13 protein-coding genes and 1 tRNA gene are annotated in these 14,846 nt (G+C 69.9%); 3 read left to right on the top strand and 11 right to left on the bottom strand.

What is annotated here, in order from left to right; translation table 11 throughout:
• Positions 1-9 precede the first annotated feature (9 nt).
• Positions 10-849 (bottom strand): alpha/beta hydrolase, encoded by an 840-nt coding sequence (locus tag O4N75_RS13995; protein WP_269626122.1) that lies wholly within the window; start codon positions 847-849, stop codon positions 10-12.
• Between the two features lie 150 nt (positions 850-999).
• Here O4N75_RS13995 and O4N75_RS13990 point away from each other — a divergent pair, with 150 nt between their 5' ends.
• Positions 1,000-1,209, top strand: coding sequence for a hypothetical protein (locus O4N75_RS13990; protein ID WP_269626121.1), 210 nt, complete (start codon positions 1,000-1,002; stop codon positions 1,207-1,209).
• Between the two features lie 186 nt (positions 1,210-1,395).
• Here the strand turns inward: O4N75_RS13990 and O4N75_RS13985 are convergent, their stop codons facing one another.
• Positions 1,396-1,656: a hypothetical protein gene (locus tag O4N75_RS13985; protein ID WP_269626120.1), complete on the bottom strand. Its 261-nt coding sequence runs from the start codon at positions 1,654-1,656 to the stop codon at positions 1,396-1,398.
• A 172-nt stretch (positions 1,657-1,828) separates the two neighbouring features.
• On the opposite strand from O4N75_RS13985, the gene O4N75_RS13980 reads away from it, so the two are divergent.
• Together O4N75_RS13980 and O4N75_RS13975 are read left to right on the top strand one after the other, a co-directional pair.
• Positions 1,829-1,918 (top strand) — tRNA-Ser (locus O4N75_RS13980).
• 247 nt (positions 1,919-2,165) lie between these two features.
• Positions 2,166-3,296 carry an acyltransferase gene (locus O4N75_RS13975; protein ID WP_269626119.1) on the top strand — a complete coding sequence of 377 codons (1,131 nt, stop codon included), beginning with the start codon at positions 2,166-2,168 and terminating at the stop codon, positions 3,294-3,296.
• 72 nt (positions 3,297-3,368) lie between these two features.
• Here the strand turns inward: O4N75_RS13975 and O4N75_RS13970 are convergent, their stop codons facing one another.
• From O4N75_RS13970 to O4N75_RS13930, 9 genes are all read right to left on the bottom strand, one after another.
• Positions 3,369-3,692 (bottom strand): hypothetical protein, encoded by a 324-nt coding sequence (locus tag O4N75_RS13970; RefSeq protein WP_269626118.1) that lies wholly within the window; start codon positions 3,690-3,692, stop codon positions 3,369-3,371.
• A gap of 46 nt (positions 3,693-3,738) precedes the next feature.
• Positions 3,739-4,512 carry an alpha/beta hydrolase gene (locus tag O4N75_RS13965; protein WP_269626117.1) on the bottom strand — a complete coding sequence of 258 codons (774 nt, stop codon included), beginning with the start codon at positions 4,510-4,512 and terminating at the stop codon, positions 3,739-3,741.
• Between the two features lie 248 nt (positions 4,513-4,760).
• Positions 4,761-5,960: a Ca2+-dependent phosphoinositide-specific phospholipase C gene (locus O4N75_RS13960; RefSeq protein WP_269626116.1), complete on the bottom strand. Its 1,200-nt coding sequence runs from the start codon at positions 5,958-5,960 to the stop codon at positions 4,761-4,763.
• A 14-nt stretch (positions 5,961-5,974) separates the two neighbouring features.
• A complete protein-coding gene (locus O4N75_RS13955; RefSeq protein ID WP_269626115.1) occupies positions 5,975-8,254 on the bottom strand; it encodes a TonB-dependent receptor in 2,280 nt (759 codons plus the stop codon).
• A gap of 121 nt (positions 8,255-8,375) precedes the next feature.
• Positions 8,376-9,545, bottom strand: a complete 1,170-nt coding sequence (locus O4N75_RS13950) for a TetR family transcriptional regulator (protein WP_269626114.1) — start codon at positions 9,543-9,545, stop codon at positions 8,376-8,378.
• Between the two features lie 69 nt (positions 9,546-9,614).
• Complete coding sequence (locus O4N75_RS13945) at positions 9,615-11,549, bottom strand: PAS domain S-box protein (protein ID WP_269626113.1); 1,935 nt, start codon at positions 11,547-11,549, stop codon at positions 9,615-9,617.
• Positions 11,542-13,083: a globin-coupled sensor protein gene (locus O4N75_RS13940; protein WP_269626112.1), complete on the bottom strand. Its 1,542-nt coding sequence runs from the start codon at positions 13,081-13,083 to the stop codon at positions 11,542-11,544. Before O4N75_RS13940 ends, O4N75_RS13945 begins: the two co-directional genes overlap by 8 nt.
• A 146-nt stretch (positions 13,084-13,229) precedes the next feature.
• Positions 13,230-13,832, bottom strand: coding sequence for a response regulator transcription factor (locus O4N75_RS13935; protein ID WP_269626111.1), 603 nt, complete (start codon positions 13,830-13,832; stop codon positions 13,230-13,232).
• A gap of 193 nt (positions 13,833-14,025) precedes the next feature.
• Complete coding sequence (locus O4N75_RS13930) at positions 14,026-14,748, bottom strand: hypothetical protein (protein ID WP_269626110.1); 723 nt, start codon at positions 14,746-14,748, stop codon at positions 14,026-14,028.
• Between the last annotated feature and the right edge of the window lie 98 nt (positions 14,749-14,846).

Here is a 14,846-nt window from a genome sequence, read left to right as displayed (position 1 = left end):
ATGCAGGCCCTACCAGAGGCTGGCCAGCGGCTCGCGGGCGGCCTGCGGCGCGGCTGCATAGGTCCCGTCGGCGGTCAGCACCACCAGCGGCAGGTCGCCGTAGCTCTGACGGCCGAGGTCGAGGGCGTCGGAGGTCGCGCCCCAGAGGGTGTCGAGTTCGGAGATCCGGGCGCGCCAGGTGGACGGGCGCAGGGCCTCGGCCCGGCGGGCGGCGACGGCGGCCGGGCTCTGGCCGGGCCGGGCGGGCGGCACGCACCTGTCGAGCGGCGGTTCGACCGAGGGCAGGGCCCCGGCCTCGGCGGCGGCCAGGCACTGGGCGGCGCGCGCCTGTAGCGGGCCGAGCCCGGCCGCGCCCTCGCCGAACAGGGCCGCGAAGCGGCGGTCCTGATGCTCGACCGACGGATCGACCAGCACCATGCCGATCACGTCCTGCGGCCGGCGGTTCGAGAACAGCCGCACATAGAGGCCGCCGGCGGAATGGCCGACGACGATGTAGGGGCCGGGGATGCGCGCGGCGGCCAGGCCGCGGTCGAGGTCGCGGGCGATGGCCGCGCCGTCGCGGGGCAGGGGGCCGGGATCGGAATAGCCGGCCCCGGCGCGATCATAGCTGCAGACCCGGTAGGACTTCGCGAGCGCGACCCTGACCTTGCCCCAGCCCAGCGAGTCCGCGCCGTAGCCGCCTTCCAGCAGCACGGTCGGGGCGCCGGCGCCCGTGCAGCGGAAGTTCAGGTGGCGTCCGTCGGGCAGGCGCGCCAGCAGGCCGGGACCGGCGCTGGGATCGGCCGCAGCGGGCGCCGGCGTCAGGGCGGCGAGTGCAAGGGCCAGGACTGCAGGCAGGAAGGGGCGCATGGGCGTGTGGCCCCGTCGCGGGGCGTCTCCGAAGGCGTCTCTGGGGTGACGAAAGGGTAATGCAACTTCACGGCGATCAGCACGTTGAGGCGCGGGGTAAGCTCGGCCGAGGGCGCGCGTGCAATGTCTATCAGGAAGTCTGAAAACGCCATGGCCGATCTGCCGGTTTCGCGGGCGGTGGAGAACACGCCCGAGTACATCGCCTATCAGTTGCTGGAGCGGGTCGCCGACCTGGAGGGCATGGCTCTGTCGCGCGACGGCAAGGACAAGCTGGCCAGCCGCAAGTGGCTGCTGGACACCTACGCAGAGTGCCTGGACGCGGCCCGCGGCGCCCGCCGCTACGCCAAGAGCATCTCCTGATCGAAGGGGGCTAGGGGCGATTCTGATCGAAGGAGGCTAGGGGAGCGCGCCGACGATGACGCGCTCCCCCGCCTTGCCGGCGCATGGGGCGCCGGCGCGCGCACTGGGACGATGGGCTCGTTTTGGTGCGCGAGTGTCTCACTGGGAGACTGCGCAGCAAGCTTCGTGCCGTCAGATCCCGATGTTCTAGATCTCGATGTTTTGGGGACCGTCGGCGCCGACCACCAGCAGCCGCGCGCCCGGCTCGGCGCAGGCCTGCAGCTCGACGTCGCCGTACCAGGCGGTGTCGCGGGCCGGATCGGCGTCGAACAGGATGGCGGCCTCGCCCTTGCCGACGAACAGCTGGGCGATCGCCTCGGGGCTGGCGTCGATTCGCGTGATCGCCACGCCGGCGGCCCGCAGCTCGCCGATCTTGGCGTCCAGTCGTTCGTGCAGTTGACCGCTCACGCGCCCCTCCCGTCGCTTAACCATAGGCGATGAGGCGGCCGTCGCGCCGCACATTTCGGCGAGCGGGGTGGGGAGCGTTTTCTTTTTAACGCCCCCGTTGCTCCCGGCGCCCGGTTTCGGCTATGGAGTGCGACCCGATTTGGAGCGCGCCCCGTGCGCGCCGGGTCGGGCTGGTGACGTGGCCGAGTGGCTGAAGGCAACGGTTTGCTAAATCGTCATACGTGAAAGCGTATCCAGGGTTCGAATCCCTGCGTCACCGCCAATTTTTCTCAGAAAAGTCAGACGGTCCCGGCTCTCCCGGACGCGTGCAGCTTCGCCGCCTTCGATCCGGCGCGTGCCTGGTCAAGATGACGCGGACATTGGCGGCGCCCAGGGTTCAATTGCGGCACTAGGCGCAGGTCTCGACATAGACGTCCGGAAATCAAGCCGGAGCGATCTTCAGACGACTGGGGCACTGGTGAGAGCTCGGCTGTAGACAAGATACATTCCGCCAGCCATACGATTCGCATATGGAAAAGACCAAGGTCTCTGCTCGGGTCGCCGCATTCGACGGCCTGCGTGCAATAGCGATCACGGCGGTTCTGATTACGCATGTAGTCCCGGATAATCTTCCCGGGGGTCAGCTCGGCGTAGACTTGTTCTTTGCCCTTTCAGGATATCTCATCACGAGCCTTCTGCTGAAGGAGTACGACCACTTCGGCCGGGTATCGCTGAAGGATTTCTACATCCGACGCATCTTGCGTTTAGCGCCAGCGCTGATGGTTTTCGCCGTCGTGGTGACCGGTTTCGCCTTGGCGCGCCACGAGCCCCATGCCTGGGGCGAATTCTTCGCCGTCATTACCTACACGATGAATTTCGTGGCGGCGTTCAAGCTGCTCGGCGACTCCCTGAGCATGGGGCATACGTGGTCGCTGGCCGTAGAAGAGCAGTTCTACCTGCTTTGGCCCCTGCTGATGATCTTTCTCCTGGGGCGAGCGCGTAGTTGGCTCATGGCCACGACCCTCGCGTTGGCGGCGATGGGGCTGCTGTCCACCTTCGCCCTGCAGGTGATGGGCGTAGACACCTGGATGATCTACTTTCTTCCGACGACGAGGGTCGCGCCGCTATTGGTGGGGGCTGCAGGCGCCATCGCCTATTGGCGCGGTCTGCCCGCCTGGTCCGCTCGGCTTGTGGCCTCGCCGTGGATCGCCGTAACGGCCCTAGCTCTGATCACGGCGTGGTTCTTTCGCAATACCTGGGGAGATGTTTGGACGTGGCGTGCGGGTCTGGCAGGCTTCGCGGCGCTGACGGTGCTGCTCATCGTCCACGCCATTGAAGCGCCGGGCAGCATTGTCACGCGCATCCTTTCCCTCCCGCCCGTAGCCTGGCTAGGCCGCCGCTCGTATGCCTTCTATCTCTGGCATGCGCCGGTGCTGTGGATGCTTGCTTCGTCCGCCGAGAGCCCGTGGATGCAAATCATGATTACGTTCGCGGCGACGGCGGCGATTGCAGAGTTGTCGTGGCGCTTGGTTGAAGCACCGGCGCTAAAGCTCAAGACGCGCTTCGAGCGAGCGGGCTTGCCTTTGAGGGCCGAGCCATCGGCGCCACACGCCGGCGCTCTGGTCTGGCGGTCGGCCGAGCAAGGCGGCGAAGCTCACTAGCCAACTGTGGGCGCGTCAGACGGTCCCAGGTCGCGCCGGTCCGCTCACGCCTGGAGGGCGCAGAGCCGGGTTCTAGCTGGCGCGCCCGGCGCCGTTGGCCTCCATCAACCGGATCAGTACGGCCGCAGCCTTCTGGACCTCTCGACCCCGGTCGCCGCGGTCGCCCATCGCCGCCTCGCCCAGCCGTTCCACGTGCACGACCTCGTCGGCGAACAGCCAATCGCCTTGGCCCTGACGCGGATCGTCGAAAATCTCCAGGTCTTGCAGCAGGGCGTGCCTGGCCAGTGCGGCGCGGGCCGGCGAAAGTCGAGCCGAGGTCAGGATCAGGAGGGCGCGATAGAGCCGACGACGATCCGGATGAGCCCAGGACAATGGCGCCAGGGACAACTTCGTCATCGTGCTGTCGTCGCCCGCCAGAAGTCGATCATGGAGGGGCAAAGGCCTAAGGGTGCGCCGCGAGTTGTCGGATTGCGTCAACGATCAGTTCCGGCTCGGTGAGGTTGATCATGTGATCGCTCTTCTCGGCGACAATCGTTTGAGAACGCGATGACAGGGCCGCGAGCCGTCCCTGAGCATCCGGCCACCCGGTCTCCAGCGGCGCGAGCGACTGGGGGAAAGGTCGCCCGTGCCGCATGACGACGAGCGGAATGTTCTTGAGCCGGCCGAAGCCGCCTGGCGCCTGCTGCGCCTTTGACGACATCCAGTAGGATTCGGCCTCGAGAGCTCCGGTTTCGAAGACCTGAGCCTGAGCGTTGGAGGCGTTGCTCCCCGTCTTCCGAGCCGCTGCTGCGGCGGCGCTGAGCCCGGCTTGCTGCTGGCGAAGAATGGCGACGACGGCGGGGTCGTAGACGAGGCCTTCCTCCACCGCATCGACCAGGACAACGCCCGCGATTTCCTTGGGATATCGACGAACAAAGCTCCGAGCCAGGAAGCCGCCCCAGGAGTGGGCGACGAGGACGAAGGGGCCTCGCTCCCCGGCGATGGCGAGAACCTTGTGAAGCTCTTGCGCACGATCCTCGAACGTCATGGGCGCGGCCAGCGGCGTGCTCGCTCCGTAGCCCGGCCGATCGTACAGGCAGATGCGGGTGAAGGTCGCCGCGGAATCCTGCACCCTTCGCCAGGTCGTCGCAGGAGATGCGCCGCCGGTGATGACGACTGCGGTACGCGGGCCTTCGCCCACACAGCGGATGTCGATCTGGCGATCGCCGATGGTCACGAGCCGTCCGCTTACCGGCTCAGCAGCGTGAGCGGACGCCGCCGCGGCGAGAACGGCCAGACAGAACCCCAGTCTTGCGACGTACTTCCCGCGCGTCATCGCTCCCCCTTGAACGGACTCTGATGGACCCGGAAAAGCGGGGCAATAGCTCTGGCGGCCGACGCGGCTATCACGTTGTCGCGCAGCGCACGCCAAGGAGCCCCGCCCCCTCGGGGAAAGGGGCGGGGCTCGGGCGGCGCGCTGCGGGGTCAGCGCGCCGGGGTCTTGGCGCAGGCGCCGCTGACCGGGTTGCAGCGGAAGCCGCCGTCGAAGGGGCTCACCGCATAGGCGTTGCCGAAGATGTTCGGGGCCCAGGGGTAGTCCGTGGAGACGACCTGGGCGCCGCTGGCCAGGGCCGCGTCGCGGCGGGCGGGGTCGTTCTGGCGGGCCTCATAGGTATCGATGTCGCTGCGCGAGCGGACCAGGCGGCCGGCCTTCACCAGCGCCTTGATCTCGCCGCCGCGGGTCAGGGCGTTGTCGACCATGACGAAGGCGGCGTGCGCCATGCCCGGCTCGCCCTGCACGAAGGCCAGCCGGCCCTCGAGGTTGGGATGGCCGTCGAGATAGGGCTTGAAGGCCGCCAGGTTCATCCCCGGCACGATCATCAGGAACACGAACTTGCCGCGCGCCTGGCCGAGGGTCGGCCAGGCCCCGGCCAGGGCGGCCTTTTCCAGGGTCGCGTGCTGGCCGCGCAGGTCGTCGGGGGCGACCACCCGGTCGCGGCCGATGATCTCGCCGATCGAGGCGTCCATCTCGGCGAAGGCCTTGGCGTCGAAGGGGATCAGCTGGGTGGCGCCCGGCGCGAAGCCGGCCAGGCTGTTGAACTTCGGCTCCAGCAGCACGAACACCGGCGAGTGGCCGGGATTGGCGTCCGACCAGGCCCGCATCTGCTGCAGGCACAGGCGGAAGGTCGGGCAGCTGCTGCGGAAGTCGATGTCCGCGGCGTGCAGGGTCTTCAGGCCCGGCTCCTTGAGCGCCTCGGAATAGAGCGGGGCCAGGTTCTTGGCGCCCTTCTCGCGCAGCAGCCGATAGGCCAGGGGATCGGAGAAGCGGCCGCCCTCGTGGTCGACATTGAGGTCGAACTCCAGGCTGCGCAGGCCCGCGCGCAGCTGCATCTCGACTGGGGGATGGACGTATTCCAGGCCCGCCTGCAGGTCGGCGCCGAGCGGATTGGGGTGCTCGTCGGCGAAGCGCGCGGCCATGGCCGGCGGCATCATCTTCATCATCCCGTCCAGGGTCGGCTGGATCAGCGGCTTCATCACCGCGAACACCCGCGGGTCGGCCGGCTGGCTGTAGCTGTTGTGGGTGCCGACCACCTGGATCTGGTTGAGCTTGAGGTCGTCGCCAGGGGCCGCGGCCGCCGTGGAGGCGAACGCCAGGGCGGCGAGGCTGGTCATCAGCGTCTTCATGAGATCTCTCGAAATCAGCGGGTGATGCGAACGCGCAGGCCGAGCATGCGGGGGCTGGCGCGGATCGAGGTGGGGACGCCGAAGAACTTGCCGCCGTTGCCGACGTCGCGGACCCAGTCCTGGTCGAGCAGGTTCTCGGCGTAGGCTTCGAGCAGCACGCCGTCGGCGCTTTCGACGCCGAGGCGCAGGTCGACCAGGCCGAACGCCTTCTGCATCTCGCTGTCGAGATTGTCGTTGTTCAGGAAGTACTTGGAGCGCCAGGCGTAGTTGGCGTTCACGAAGCCGTCCCAGTCGCCGAACACCGGACGGCGGTAGTCGGCGCTGAACGAGGCGGTGTGTTCCGGGGCCATCCGGAAGACGTTGCCGGAGCGGTCGACCGGCTGGCCGCCGACGACCTCGCGGAACTCGTCGTACTGGGTGTGCAGGTAGGCGTAGGCCCCAGAGAGGGTCAGTTCGGGCGTCACCTTCAGCCCGCCGTTCAGCTCCACGCCCCAGGCCGAGGCCTTGCCGGCGTTGACGGTTCCGAGGGTCAGGTCGACGGCGCGGGTCTGGAAGTCGTTGTAGTCATAGGTGAAGGCGGCGGCCTCGAAGTAGAGCCGGTCCATCAGCGTGCCCTTGGCGCCGACCTCGAAGTTGACCACCTCCTCGGTCTTCACCTCGCTGAAGGTCGGGGTGGGCTTGCCGTTGACCGGCGCGCCGAAGGTGGTCTGCGGGTAGCCGGCCTTCAGCCCGCGCGAGGCGCCGGCATAGATGTTGACCTGGTCGGTGAGGCGGTAGGTCAGCGCGATCCGCGGCTGGACCAGGTCGTAGTCGCGGCTGTTGGAGAACTCCTGGCCCAGCGAGTTGGAGAGCCCGTTGGGCAGGGCGATCGGGCGCACGCCGTCGAGCGTGGTGACCAGGGACGAGTTGCGGACCGTGGCCTCGTCGTGGGTGAAGCGGACGCCGGCGTCCAGAACCAGGCGGTCGGTGAGATCGTAGCCGCCGTTGATGTAGGCCGACCAGCTTTCACGGTTGTTGCGGGTGTTGGAGAGCGTCGAGTTGCCGGTGGTGACCGGCAGTAGGACGTTCGTGCCCGGGACCGGGAACTGGGTGACCGGCGTCGTGCGCTTGGGGAAGCCGGCCAGCAGCAGTTGTTCGTTGATCACGAACTCGGACTGATTGAAGGTCTTGTCCTTGTAGAAGCTGACGCCGCCGACCGCGCGGAACGGGCCGCCGTTGTCATAGGCCAGCCGGACCTCCTGGCTGAGGATGCTCTGGTCGTCGACGTTGTTGCGGCCGATCAGGAATTCGTAGGTGGTGCCGTCGACGTCCCAGGACTCGGCGAAGTCCACCTCGCGCCAGGCGCTGATCGATTTCAGGTTCCAGCCGTCGGCGAGGTCCCAGTCGGCCAGCAGGGCGGCGCCGGTCTGGCGGCGCTTTTGCGGCGGCTGGTAGCGGTTCTGGGCCGCATCGCTGAACCAGCCGGTGTCGCCGCCGGGGGAGGCGATGTTGATGGCCTTGGTCGCGGCCGCCGCGTCGTTGTCGGCCTGGTGGTCGAGGATCAGGTCGAAGGTCAGGTCCTGGCTCGGCGCCCAGCGCAGCGAGGCGCGAGCGGCCCAGAGATCGTCGTCGTTCAGCTTCTTGCCGCCGGCGAGGTTGGTCACATAGCCCTCGCGCTCGCGGCGGCGGGCCGATATGCGCAGGCCCAGCTCGTCCTCGATGATCGGCAGGTTCGCCGTGCCGGTCAGGCTGTAGAGATCGTAGGAGCCGAGTTGGCCTTCGACCGACCAGCCCATGCGCGACAGGTCGGGGCGGCGGGTGACGACGGCGACGGCGCCGATCTGCGAGCCGCGGCCGTAGAGCGTGCCCTGCGGGCCCTTGGCGACCTCGACCCGCTCGATGTCGAACAGCTCCTTGAGCATGCCGCGCGAGCGGCTGGTGTCGACGTCGTTGAGGAAGAACGAGATGCTGGGCTCGGACACCGCGCCAGCGTTGCCGGCCTCGATGCCGCGCATGACGAAGCTGGCCGAGGAGTCGGTCTGCTGCTGCACGAAGAAACCCGGGGTGCGGGTCGAGAGGCGCTCGAAGTCGGTGAAGTTCTGCTGCTCGATGTTGGCCGCGCCGAAGGCGGCGATCGAGATCGGCACGTCCTTCAGCTTCTGCTCGCGCTTCTGGGCGGTGACCACCACTTCCTCGACCGCCAGCGGGTCGGCGGCGGCGGCCTGGGCGAACGCTTGTTCAGTCGCAATGGCGCTGGCGCCGATGGCCAGAAGCGCCCGCAGCGTATGGCGGCGGGCGTGCGCGGTCTTGAGCATCTGTAATCCCCTGTGGCTCGGACGCGGGCCTTCTAGGGGGTCTGCACGGCGTTCAGGAAAACAGTTGTGCGAAATATTTGCGACGACTTTGGCTGAAAAGGCCGCGCAACAGAACAGATGTTCAGGTCGCGCGGGCGAGCATCCAGTCGACCAGTTCGGCGCTTTGCGGCGGCGAGCCCTCGGCGCGGGCCAGCAGGGTGGCGCCGAGCCGGGCGACCGAGGCGCTCTGGGCGGCGCAGAGGTCGAGGTCGCGGCCCAGGCGTTCGGCCGCGCGCCGGCGCAGGTTCTCGCCGCGCAGGCGGCGCAGGTCGACGGCGTAGGGGCGCAGTTCGCTCTCGCGGGCCGCGGCCAGGGCTACCGACACCGTGCCCCGGGCGACGAAGGCCTCGATCTCGGCCTGGTCCTGGCGCGGCGCCAGCCGGCCCTGGGCGACGAGATAGATCACCGTCAGGCCGGCGCGCAGCAGGTCGAGGCGGGTGCGGAAATGATAGGCGACGGACGAGGCCGGAGCCTGGGCCCGCTCGCCGACCGCGCGGTGGGTGACCCCTTCGGCGCCGCGCGCGACGATCACCTCGCCGGCGGCCATGGCGATGTCCAGCGCGCGCCCGGCGTAGGGCGCCTGCGAGGCCGGGCCGGGCAGGGCGAGCGCCGGGTCCAGCCGGCGAACGACGGCTTCGAAGAAGGCCGGTTCGGACAGCCCGAGGCTCGCCCCGCGGCCGGCCAGCCGCTCCAGGGTCATGGCCCGCATCAGCCGGTAGTCGGGGCTGTCCTGCTGGGCCAGGCCGTGGGCGGTCTCGTCGGTGACGTAGCCCAGGCAGGCGCGCGCCCAGGCCTGGGGATCGCCGATGCGGCCCTCGAACACCGCGTCCCAGAAGGCGCGGCGCTCGGCGATCCATGGGGCGACCAGATCGCGCGCCTCCGGGTCGCCGACCGCCGCCAGCAGCAGCTCGCACCAGATCAGACTGGTCACCCGTTCGCGGCCGGCGGCCTCGTCCAGATAGTGTTCGAGCAGGGCGACGAGCGCGGCCGGGGCCAGGGCGCGCAGGCCGGCGAAGCGCGCCAGGAAGGCCGCGTGGCGGGCGGCGTCGGCCTGGCGCTCGGCCTGCACCAGCCGCTCGATCAGCGCGCGCTTGGAGCCGAAGTGATAGGTAAGGGCCGCGACGGTCGAGCCGCTGGCCTCGGCCAGCGGCCGCAGGGTGAGGTCGCGGAAACCGCCGGCGGCCAGGCGCAGGCGGGCGGCCTCCAGGATGCGCTCGGCCGTGGGGGCGCTGCTCGTTTCGGCCGATTCCATGCGGGCTCCTGCTGCGCGGGCCGCCAGTCTTGCGCACAGGTCGCCGACGCTATCAACGGAGACGCTCGGTCAGGCGCCGGGCTGTGCCCCCGCGTCGCGGGCCTCCATGACCTCGGCGATCAGTTCGGCGGCGTCGAGGGGCTTGACCAGGAAGGCGTCGGCGCCGGCGCGGTGGCTGGCCTCGCGGTGCTCGGGCATGGCGTTGGCGGTCAGCATGCAGATGCGCGGGCCCAGGCGCAGCGGCCGGGCGGCGCGGATGCGGCTGACCGCGGTGACCCCGTCCATGACCGGCATCTGCATGTCCATCAGGATGAGGTCATAGGTCGCCTCGGCCGCCGCCTGAACCGCCTGCTGGCCGTTCTCGACGCAGGTCAGGTCGACCGGCAGGCCGCCGAGGATGAGCTCGACCACCCGGCGGTTGGTCGGATGGTCCTCGGCCAGCAGCACACGCACGGGGCGGTCGGCGGGGGGCGGCGAGGAGGATGGGGCCGGCGCCTGGAGGGCGAGGTCGGGGGCCACGCGCCGCAAGGGCAGCTCGAAGGCGAAGGTCGCGCCCTGGCCCGGGCTGGAGGAGGCGACGATCTCGCCGTCCATCAGGTCGACCAGCGAGCGGGAGATCGCCAGGCCAAGGCCGGTGCCGCCGAACTCGCGCGTGATCGAAGAGTCAGCCTGCTCGAAGCGGTCGAACAGCGCCTCGGCGACCTGCTGGGAGAAACCGACGCCGGTGTCCTCGACCACGAAGCGCACGCGGCGCACGTCGCCGGCCACGCCGCGCGACAGCACCTTGAGCCGCACCTCGCCGCGGGCGGTGAACTTCACGGCGTTGGAGAGCAGGTTGGACAGCACCTGGCGGATGCGCAGGTCATCGCCGTGGAAGCGGTCGCAGACCTCGCGGTCCATCTCCAGCCGGAAGCCGATGCCCTTTTCGGCGGCGCTGGCCTGGAACAGGGCGAAGACGGCGCGGACCATCTCGGCCAGGTCGAAGGGATCGTCGCGGATGCAGAGCCGGCCGGCGTCGACCTTGGCCAGATCGAGGATGTCGCTGAGCAGGTCCTGCAGCGCACGGCCGGAGGTCTCGATCAGCTGGACCATCTCGCGCTGAATCTCGGCCAGCTCGGTGCGGGCCAGGGCGCCGGCGACCCCGAGCACGCCGTTCAGCGGGGTGCGGATCTCGTGGCTCATATTGGCCAGGAAGGTCGACTTGGCGCGGCTGGCCTCCTCGGCTTCCTCGCGGGCCTGGACCAGTCGGGCCTCGGCGGCCTTCCGCTCGGTGAGGTCGCGGACGATGGTGGTGAAGGCCGTACCGGCCGGGGTCTCAAGACGGGCGAGGGAGGCCTCGGCGGGAAACTCCTCGCCGTCGCTGCGCAGGCCGAGAATCTCGGCGCGCTCGTGCATCCGCAGGCTGGGCCGCGTGCCGGAGGCGAAACGGTAGACCGCCTGCTGGTGGCGGGCGCGGAATCGGGCGGGCATCAGGTCCTCGACGCTGCGACCGAGCGCCTCCTCGGCGCTGTAGCCGAACATGGCCTCGGCCCCGGCGCTGAACAGGATGATGCGCGCGTCGGCGTCGGCGACGACGATCGCCTCGGGCGAGATCTTCAGCATGCCGGCCAGCATCTGCTGGCTGCGGTGGGAGGCGGCCTCGGCGACGCGCAGCGGCGTGACGTCCTGCACTGCGCCGACCAGGCCGACGGCCGCGCCGGTCTGGTCGAAGCGCGGCGCGCCCTGATGGCGCAGGACCCGAACCGCCCCGTCGGGCAGCCTGACGCGGTGGTCGAGCGCGTAGGCGCAGCCGGTGTCGAGCGCCCGCCGGACGGCTTCCTCGAGACGTCGGCGGTCGTCGGCCGGGAGCATGTCCAGCGCCTGGGCGGCGGTGCAGGGGCCGGGCGGCAGGCCGAGCAGGCGCAGGGCCGGCTCGCTGCAGGAGAGGGCGCCGTCGGCGGCGGTCCACTCCCAGGCGCCGGCGTTGGCCAGGCGCTGCACCCGCTCGAGGCGGTCCTCAACCATGGGCGAGCCGGCCGCCGGAGACCGCCGAGGCCAGCGCCCGGGTCATCGCGCCGACCGGGCTGGCGTCGCTGCGCGGCGGTTGGCCCGACAGCCGGAAGCGGGCGACCAGGGCGGTCAGTTCGGCGGCCTCGCCGCGCAGGGCGCGGGTGGCGGCGGCGGCCTGCTCGACCATGGCCGCGTTCTGCTGCAGTCCCTGGTCCATCTGGTTCACCGCCGAGTTGATCTGGGCCAGGCCCGAGGCCTGTTCCTGGGTCGAGGCGGCGATGCCGGTGACCACCTCGTCGATCTCGCCGACCTTGTCGGCGATGGCCTGCAGGGCCGCGCCGGTTTCACGCACCAGGCCGACGCCCTCGTCGACGTGACCGGCGGAGGCGCCGATCAGATCCTTGATCTCCCGCGCGGCGTCGGCCGACCTCTGGGCCAGGGCGCGGACCTCGGAGGCGACGACGGCGAAGCCGCGCCCGGCCTCGCCGGCGCGCGCGGCCTCGACCCCGGCGTTGAGGGCCAGCAGGTTGGTCTGGAAGGCGATCTCGTCGATCACCCCGATGATGCGGCCGATCTGGCCGGACGATTGCTCGATCTGGCCCATAGCGCCGACGGCGCGCTCGACCACGGTGGTGGAAAATTCGGCCTGGGCCTTGGCGACGGCGACCACTTCGCCCGCCTGACGCGCGCCGTCGGCGGTGGCCTTCACCGTGGCGGTGATCTGGTCGAGCGCCGCGGCGGTCTCCTCCAGGGCGGCGGCCTGGCGCTCGGTGCGCAGAGAGAGGTCGTCGGAGGCGCGGGCGAGTTCGGCCGCGCCGGCCTCGACGCCGGCCGCGTTCCCGGCCACCGAGGCGATGGTCTCTTCCAGCCGGACCAGGGCGGCGTTGAAGTCCTCGCGGATCTGGGCGTACGCGGCCGCCAACCCGGCCTCGATCCGGTAGCCGAGGTCGCCGCCGGCCAGGGCGCTCATCCCCGAGCCGATGGTCTGGACGATGGCGGCGCGTTCGGCCGCCAGGACCTGGGCCTCGGCTTGCCGGCGCGCGGCCTCGGCGGCGGCGAGATAGACCGAGATCGCATAGTCCATGTCGAGCAGGGTCGCCTTGGTGAGCGCCCCCAACTCGGCGGCCACCTGGTCGGGCGTGGGCCCGCGGCGCAGGATCCCGCCGCGCGGCCAGCGGGCGGCGGTCACCGCGGCGATCAGCCCTTCCAGCACCAGGGCGTAGCCGCCGATGTACCAGCGCGGCTCCAGGCCGATGCGGGCGTGGGTTTCGCCGACGGTGGTGACGGCGGCGACGTACCTCTCATCGAAGCGGCCGCTGGAGATCGTCTCCCAGTGATCGATCTGGCGGCCCTTGGCGCTGGCCACGTGGGTGGAGCCGGAAAAGAAGGCCCGGGTCTCCTCACGTTGCGAGACCTGGCCGTAGAAGGCGTCGAGCGCGCCGGGCAAGGCGCTCATGACGATGGGTTTGATGTCCCGGAGACTCTCGCAGGCGAGGTCGTCCATACGCATGAAGCTTAGTCGTTCACTGAGTTGCGCAGTAATAGACATGTTAGTCCCCCCGCTATATTGGGCAGGACGCTGGACGCGTTTTCGTTAACGATGTCCTAAAATGACAAATATCAAAAGTAATAGAAAAGTATAGTGGCGTAATTATTCTTATTAGTTCGCCTGGCTATATTTTGTTAGCCGTTCGGCTAGGCCTGGGGGCGCGATTGACCGGAGGCCATGCGGCTGACCACCTCGGTGCGGTTGCGGGCGCCGGTGGCGCTGAGGATCGCCTGGACGTGCAGCTTGACGGTGGCGATGGCGATGCCGAGGTGTTCGGCGATCTCCTTGTTGGTCCGGCCGCGTTCGAGTTCGCGCAGGACCTCGATCTGGCGCGGCGACAGGCGCGGGCCGTGGCCGGGAATGGGGTCGGGGATCGCGCCCAACTCCTCGAAGCAGGGGAAGTACTCGCCGCCGACGACGACCAGGCGCAGCACGGCCACCAGAATGTCGGAGGCGGTGTCCTTGGGGACCAGGGCGCGGAAGCCGCGGGCGTAGGCGATCTTGGCCCAGCGGACGTTCTTGTGCGGCGGCATCAGGACCAGGCGACCGACGGTCAGTTGCTCGGCGTGCCGCTCCAGCCAGTCGCCAGGGTCGCACTGGGCCGGCGGGTCCAGCAGGATCAGGTCGTCCGCATCCGGAGCGAGCGGGGCCAGCTGGGCGACATCGTCGAGCGTCACCACGGGATCGCCGGGGAGCTGGGCCGCCACGAGGACGCTCAGGGCGTCCCGCCAAAGCGGTTGTCTGCTCACCACGACCACACGCATCACGCACCCCCTGGCGGCCTCTACGCGCCGCCCGTCAATTTGACGTAACGCTAGTATGGGGTTCGGGCAGGCGAGTCATCTGGCCGATAGGACTATTCCGGCCGTCTTCGGCGCTCGCCGGACAGGTTCGTCGAACGACGTTTCGTTTCCTGCGCGAAGGGATCGCGCGTGAGGAGAATTACATGCGATCGTCCGGCGGCGGATCATCGTCGGCGGGGCGCGCGCCCTCGTGCCGGCTGCGCCACTCGGCGAAACCGCGGTCGAAGCGTTCCTGCCACTCGCCGCGGAAGGTGCGGTACTCGGCGTCGTACCTGCGCTGCTGCTCGGCGCGCCAGACGGCGTAGTCGCGATCGTGGGCGGAGAGCTTGGCTTCGCGCCAGTCGAGGTACTCCAGCTCGAACTCGGCCTCGGCGTCGGGGTGATAAGCGTAGTCGGCGGGAGGGCCGAACTCGCGCACCCCGAGGTCGCGGGGATCCAGCGGCTGGTCGCCGTAGGGCGCGCGCTCGGCCTCGGTAGGGGCCGCGCCGACCGGACGGGCGCGGCGGCGGACGATGGACTGGCGATAGCCGTGCGGTTCGATCCCGTACTCCTGGCCGCCGTGCGGGGCGTCGAGACTGTAGTAGCCGCGGGCCAGGGCGTCGGCTTCGTCGAAGGGCGCGTCCGGCGCGCTGTCGCGGCCCGACTCGTAGCGGCCGCGCCGCCAATCGGGGCGGGTCTCGCTGGGCCGGTGGGCGCCGAAGGCGTCGAACGATCGGGTGTCGGCGCCGTAGTAGCGGGCTTGGTCGGAGGAGTAGCGGCCCTCTTCGCCGAAGCTGTGAGGTTCCGCCGCGGGGCGTTTGGCCTCGTTACGGCGACGGCTGCGCCGGCGCGGTTCGTCGGGCGGGGTCGGGCGATGGGGCATGGACCTGATCCTCGATAGCTCCTTCCTTCGAAAACGACGGGGCCGAGGGGGTGTTCCGTCGCCGTGCGCGGCGACTCGGGCGATGGCTGGCGGCCCCC

Source organism: Phenylobacterium sp. NIBR 498073 (assembly GCF_027286305.1).
Lineage (GTDB): Bacteria > Pseudomonadota > Alphaproteobacteria > Caulobacterales > Caulobacteraceae > Phenylobacterium.
Note: the sequence above shows the minus strand (reverse complement) of the source record. Positions and strands in the feature narration are given on the sequence as shown.

Excerpts from the sequence above, each read along its gene's own strand:
- O4N75_RS13995 (WP_269626122.1), bottom strand. The coding sequence starts at position 849 with ATGCGCCCCTTCCTGCCTGCAGTCCTGGCCCTTGCACTCGCCGCCCTG.
- O4N75_RS13990 (WP_269626121.1), top strand. The coding sequence starts at position 1,000 with ATGGCCGATCTGCCGGTTTCGCGGGCGGTGGAGAACACGCCCGAGTAC.
- O4N75_RS13975 (WP_269626119.1), top strand. The coding sequence starts at position 2,166 with ATGGAAAAGACCAAGGTCTCTGCTCGGGTCGCCGCATTCGACGGCCTG.
- O4N75_RS13970 (WP_269626118.1), bottom strand. The coding sequence starts at position 3,692 with ATGACGAAGTTGTCCCTGGCGCCATTGTCCTGGGCTCATCCGGATCGT.
- O4N75_RS13960 (WP_269626116.1), bottom strand. The coding sequence starts at position 5,960 with ATGAAGACGCTGATGACCAGCCTCGCCGCCCTGGCGTTCGCCTCCACG.
- O4N75_RS13955 (WP_269626115.1), bottom strand. The coding sequence starts at position 8,254 with ATGCTCAAGACCGCGCACGCCCGCCGCCATACGCTGCGGGCGCTTCTG.
- O4N75_RS13950 (WP_269626114.1), bottom strand. The coding sequence starts at position 9,545 with ATGGAATCGGCCGAAACGAGCAGCGCCCCCACGGCCGAGCGCATCCTG.
- O4N75_RS13945 (WP_269626113.1), bottom strand. The coding sequence starts at position 11,549 with ATGGTTGAGGACCGCCTCGAGCGGGTGCAGCGCCTGGCCAACGCCGGC.
- O4N75_RS13940 (WP_269626112.1), bottom strand. The coding sequence starts at position 13,083 with ATGTCTATTACTGCGCAACTCAGTGAACGACTAAGCTTCATGCGTATG.
- O4N75_RS13930 (WP_269626110.1), bottom strand. The coding sequence starts at position 14,748 with ATGCCCCATCGCCCGACCCCGCCCGACGAACCGCGCCGGCGCAGCCGT.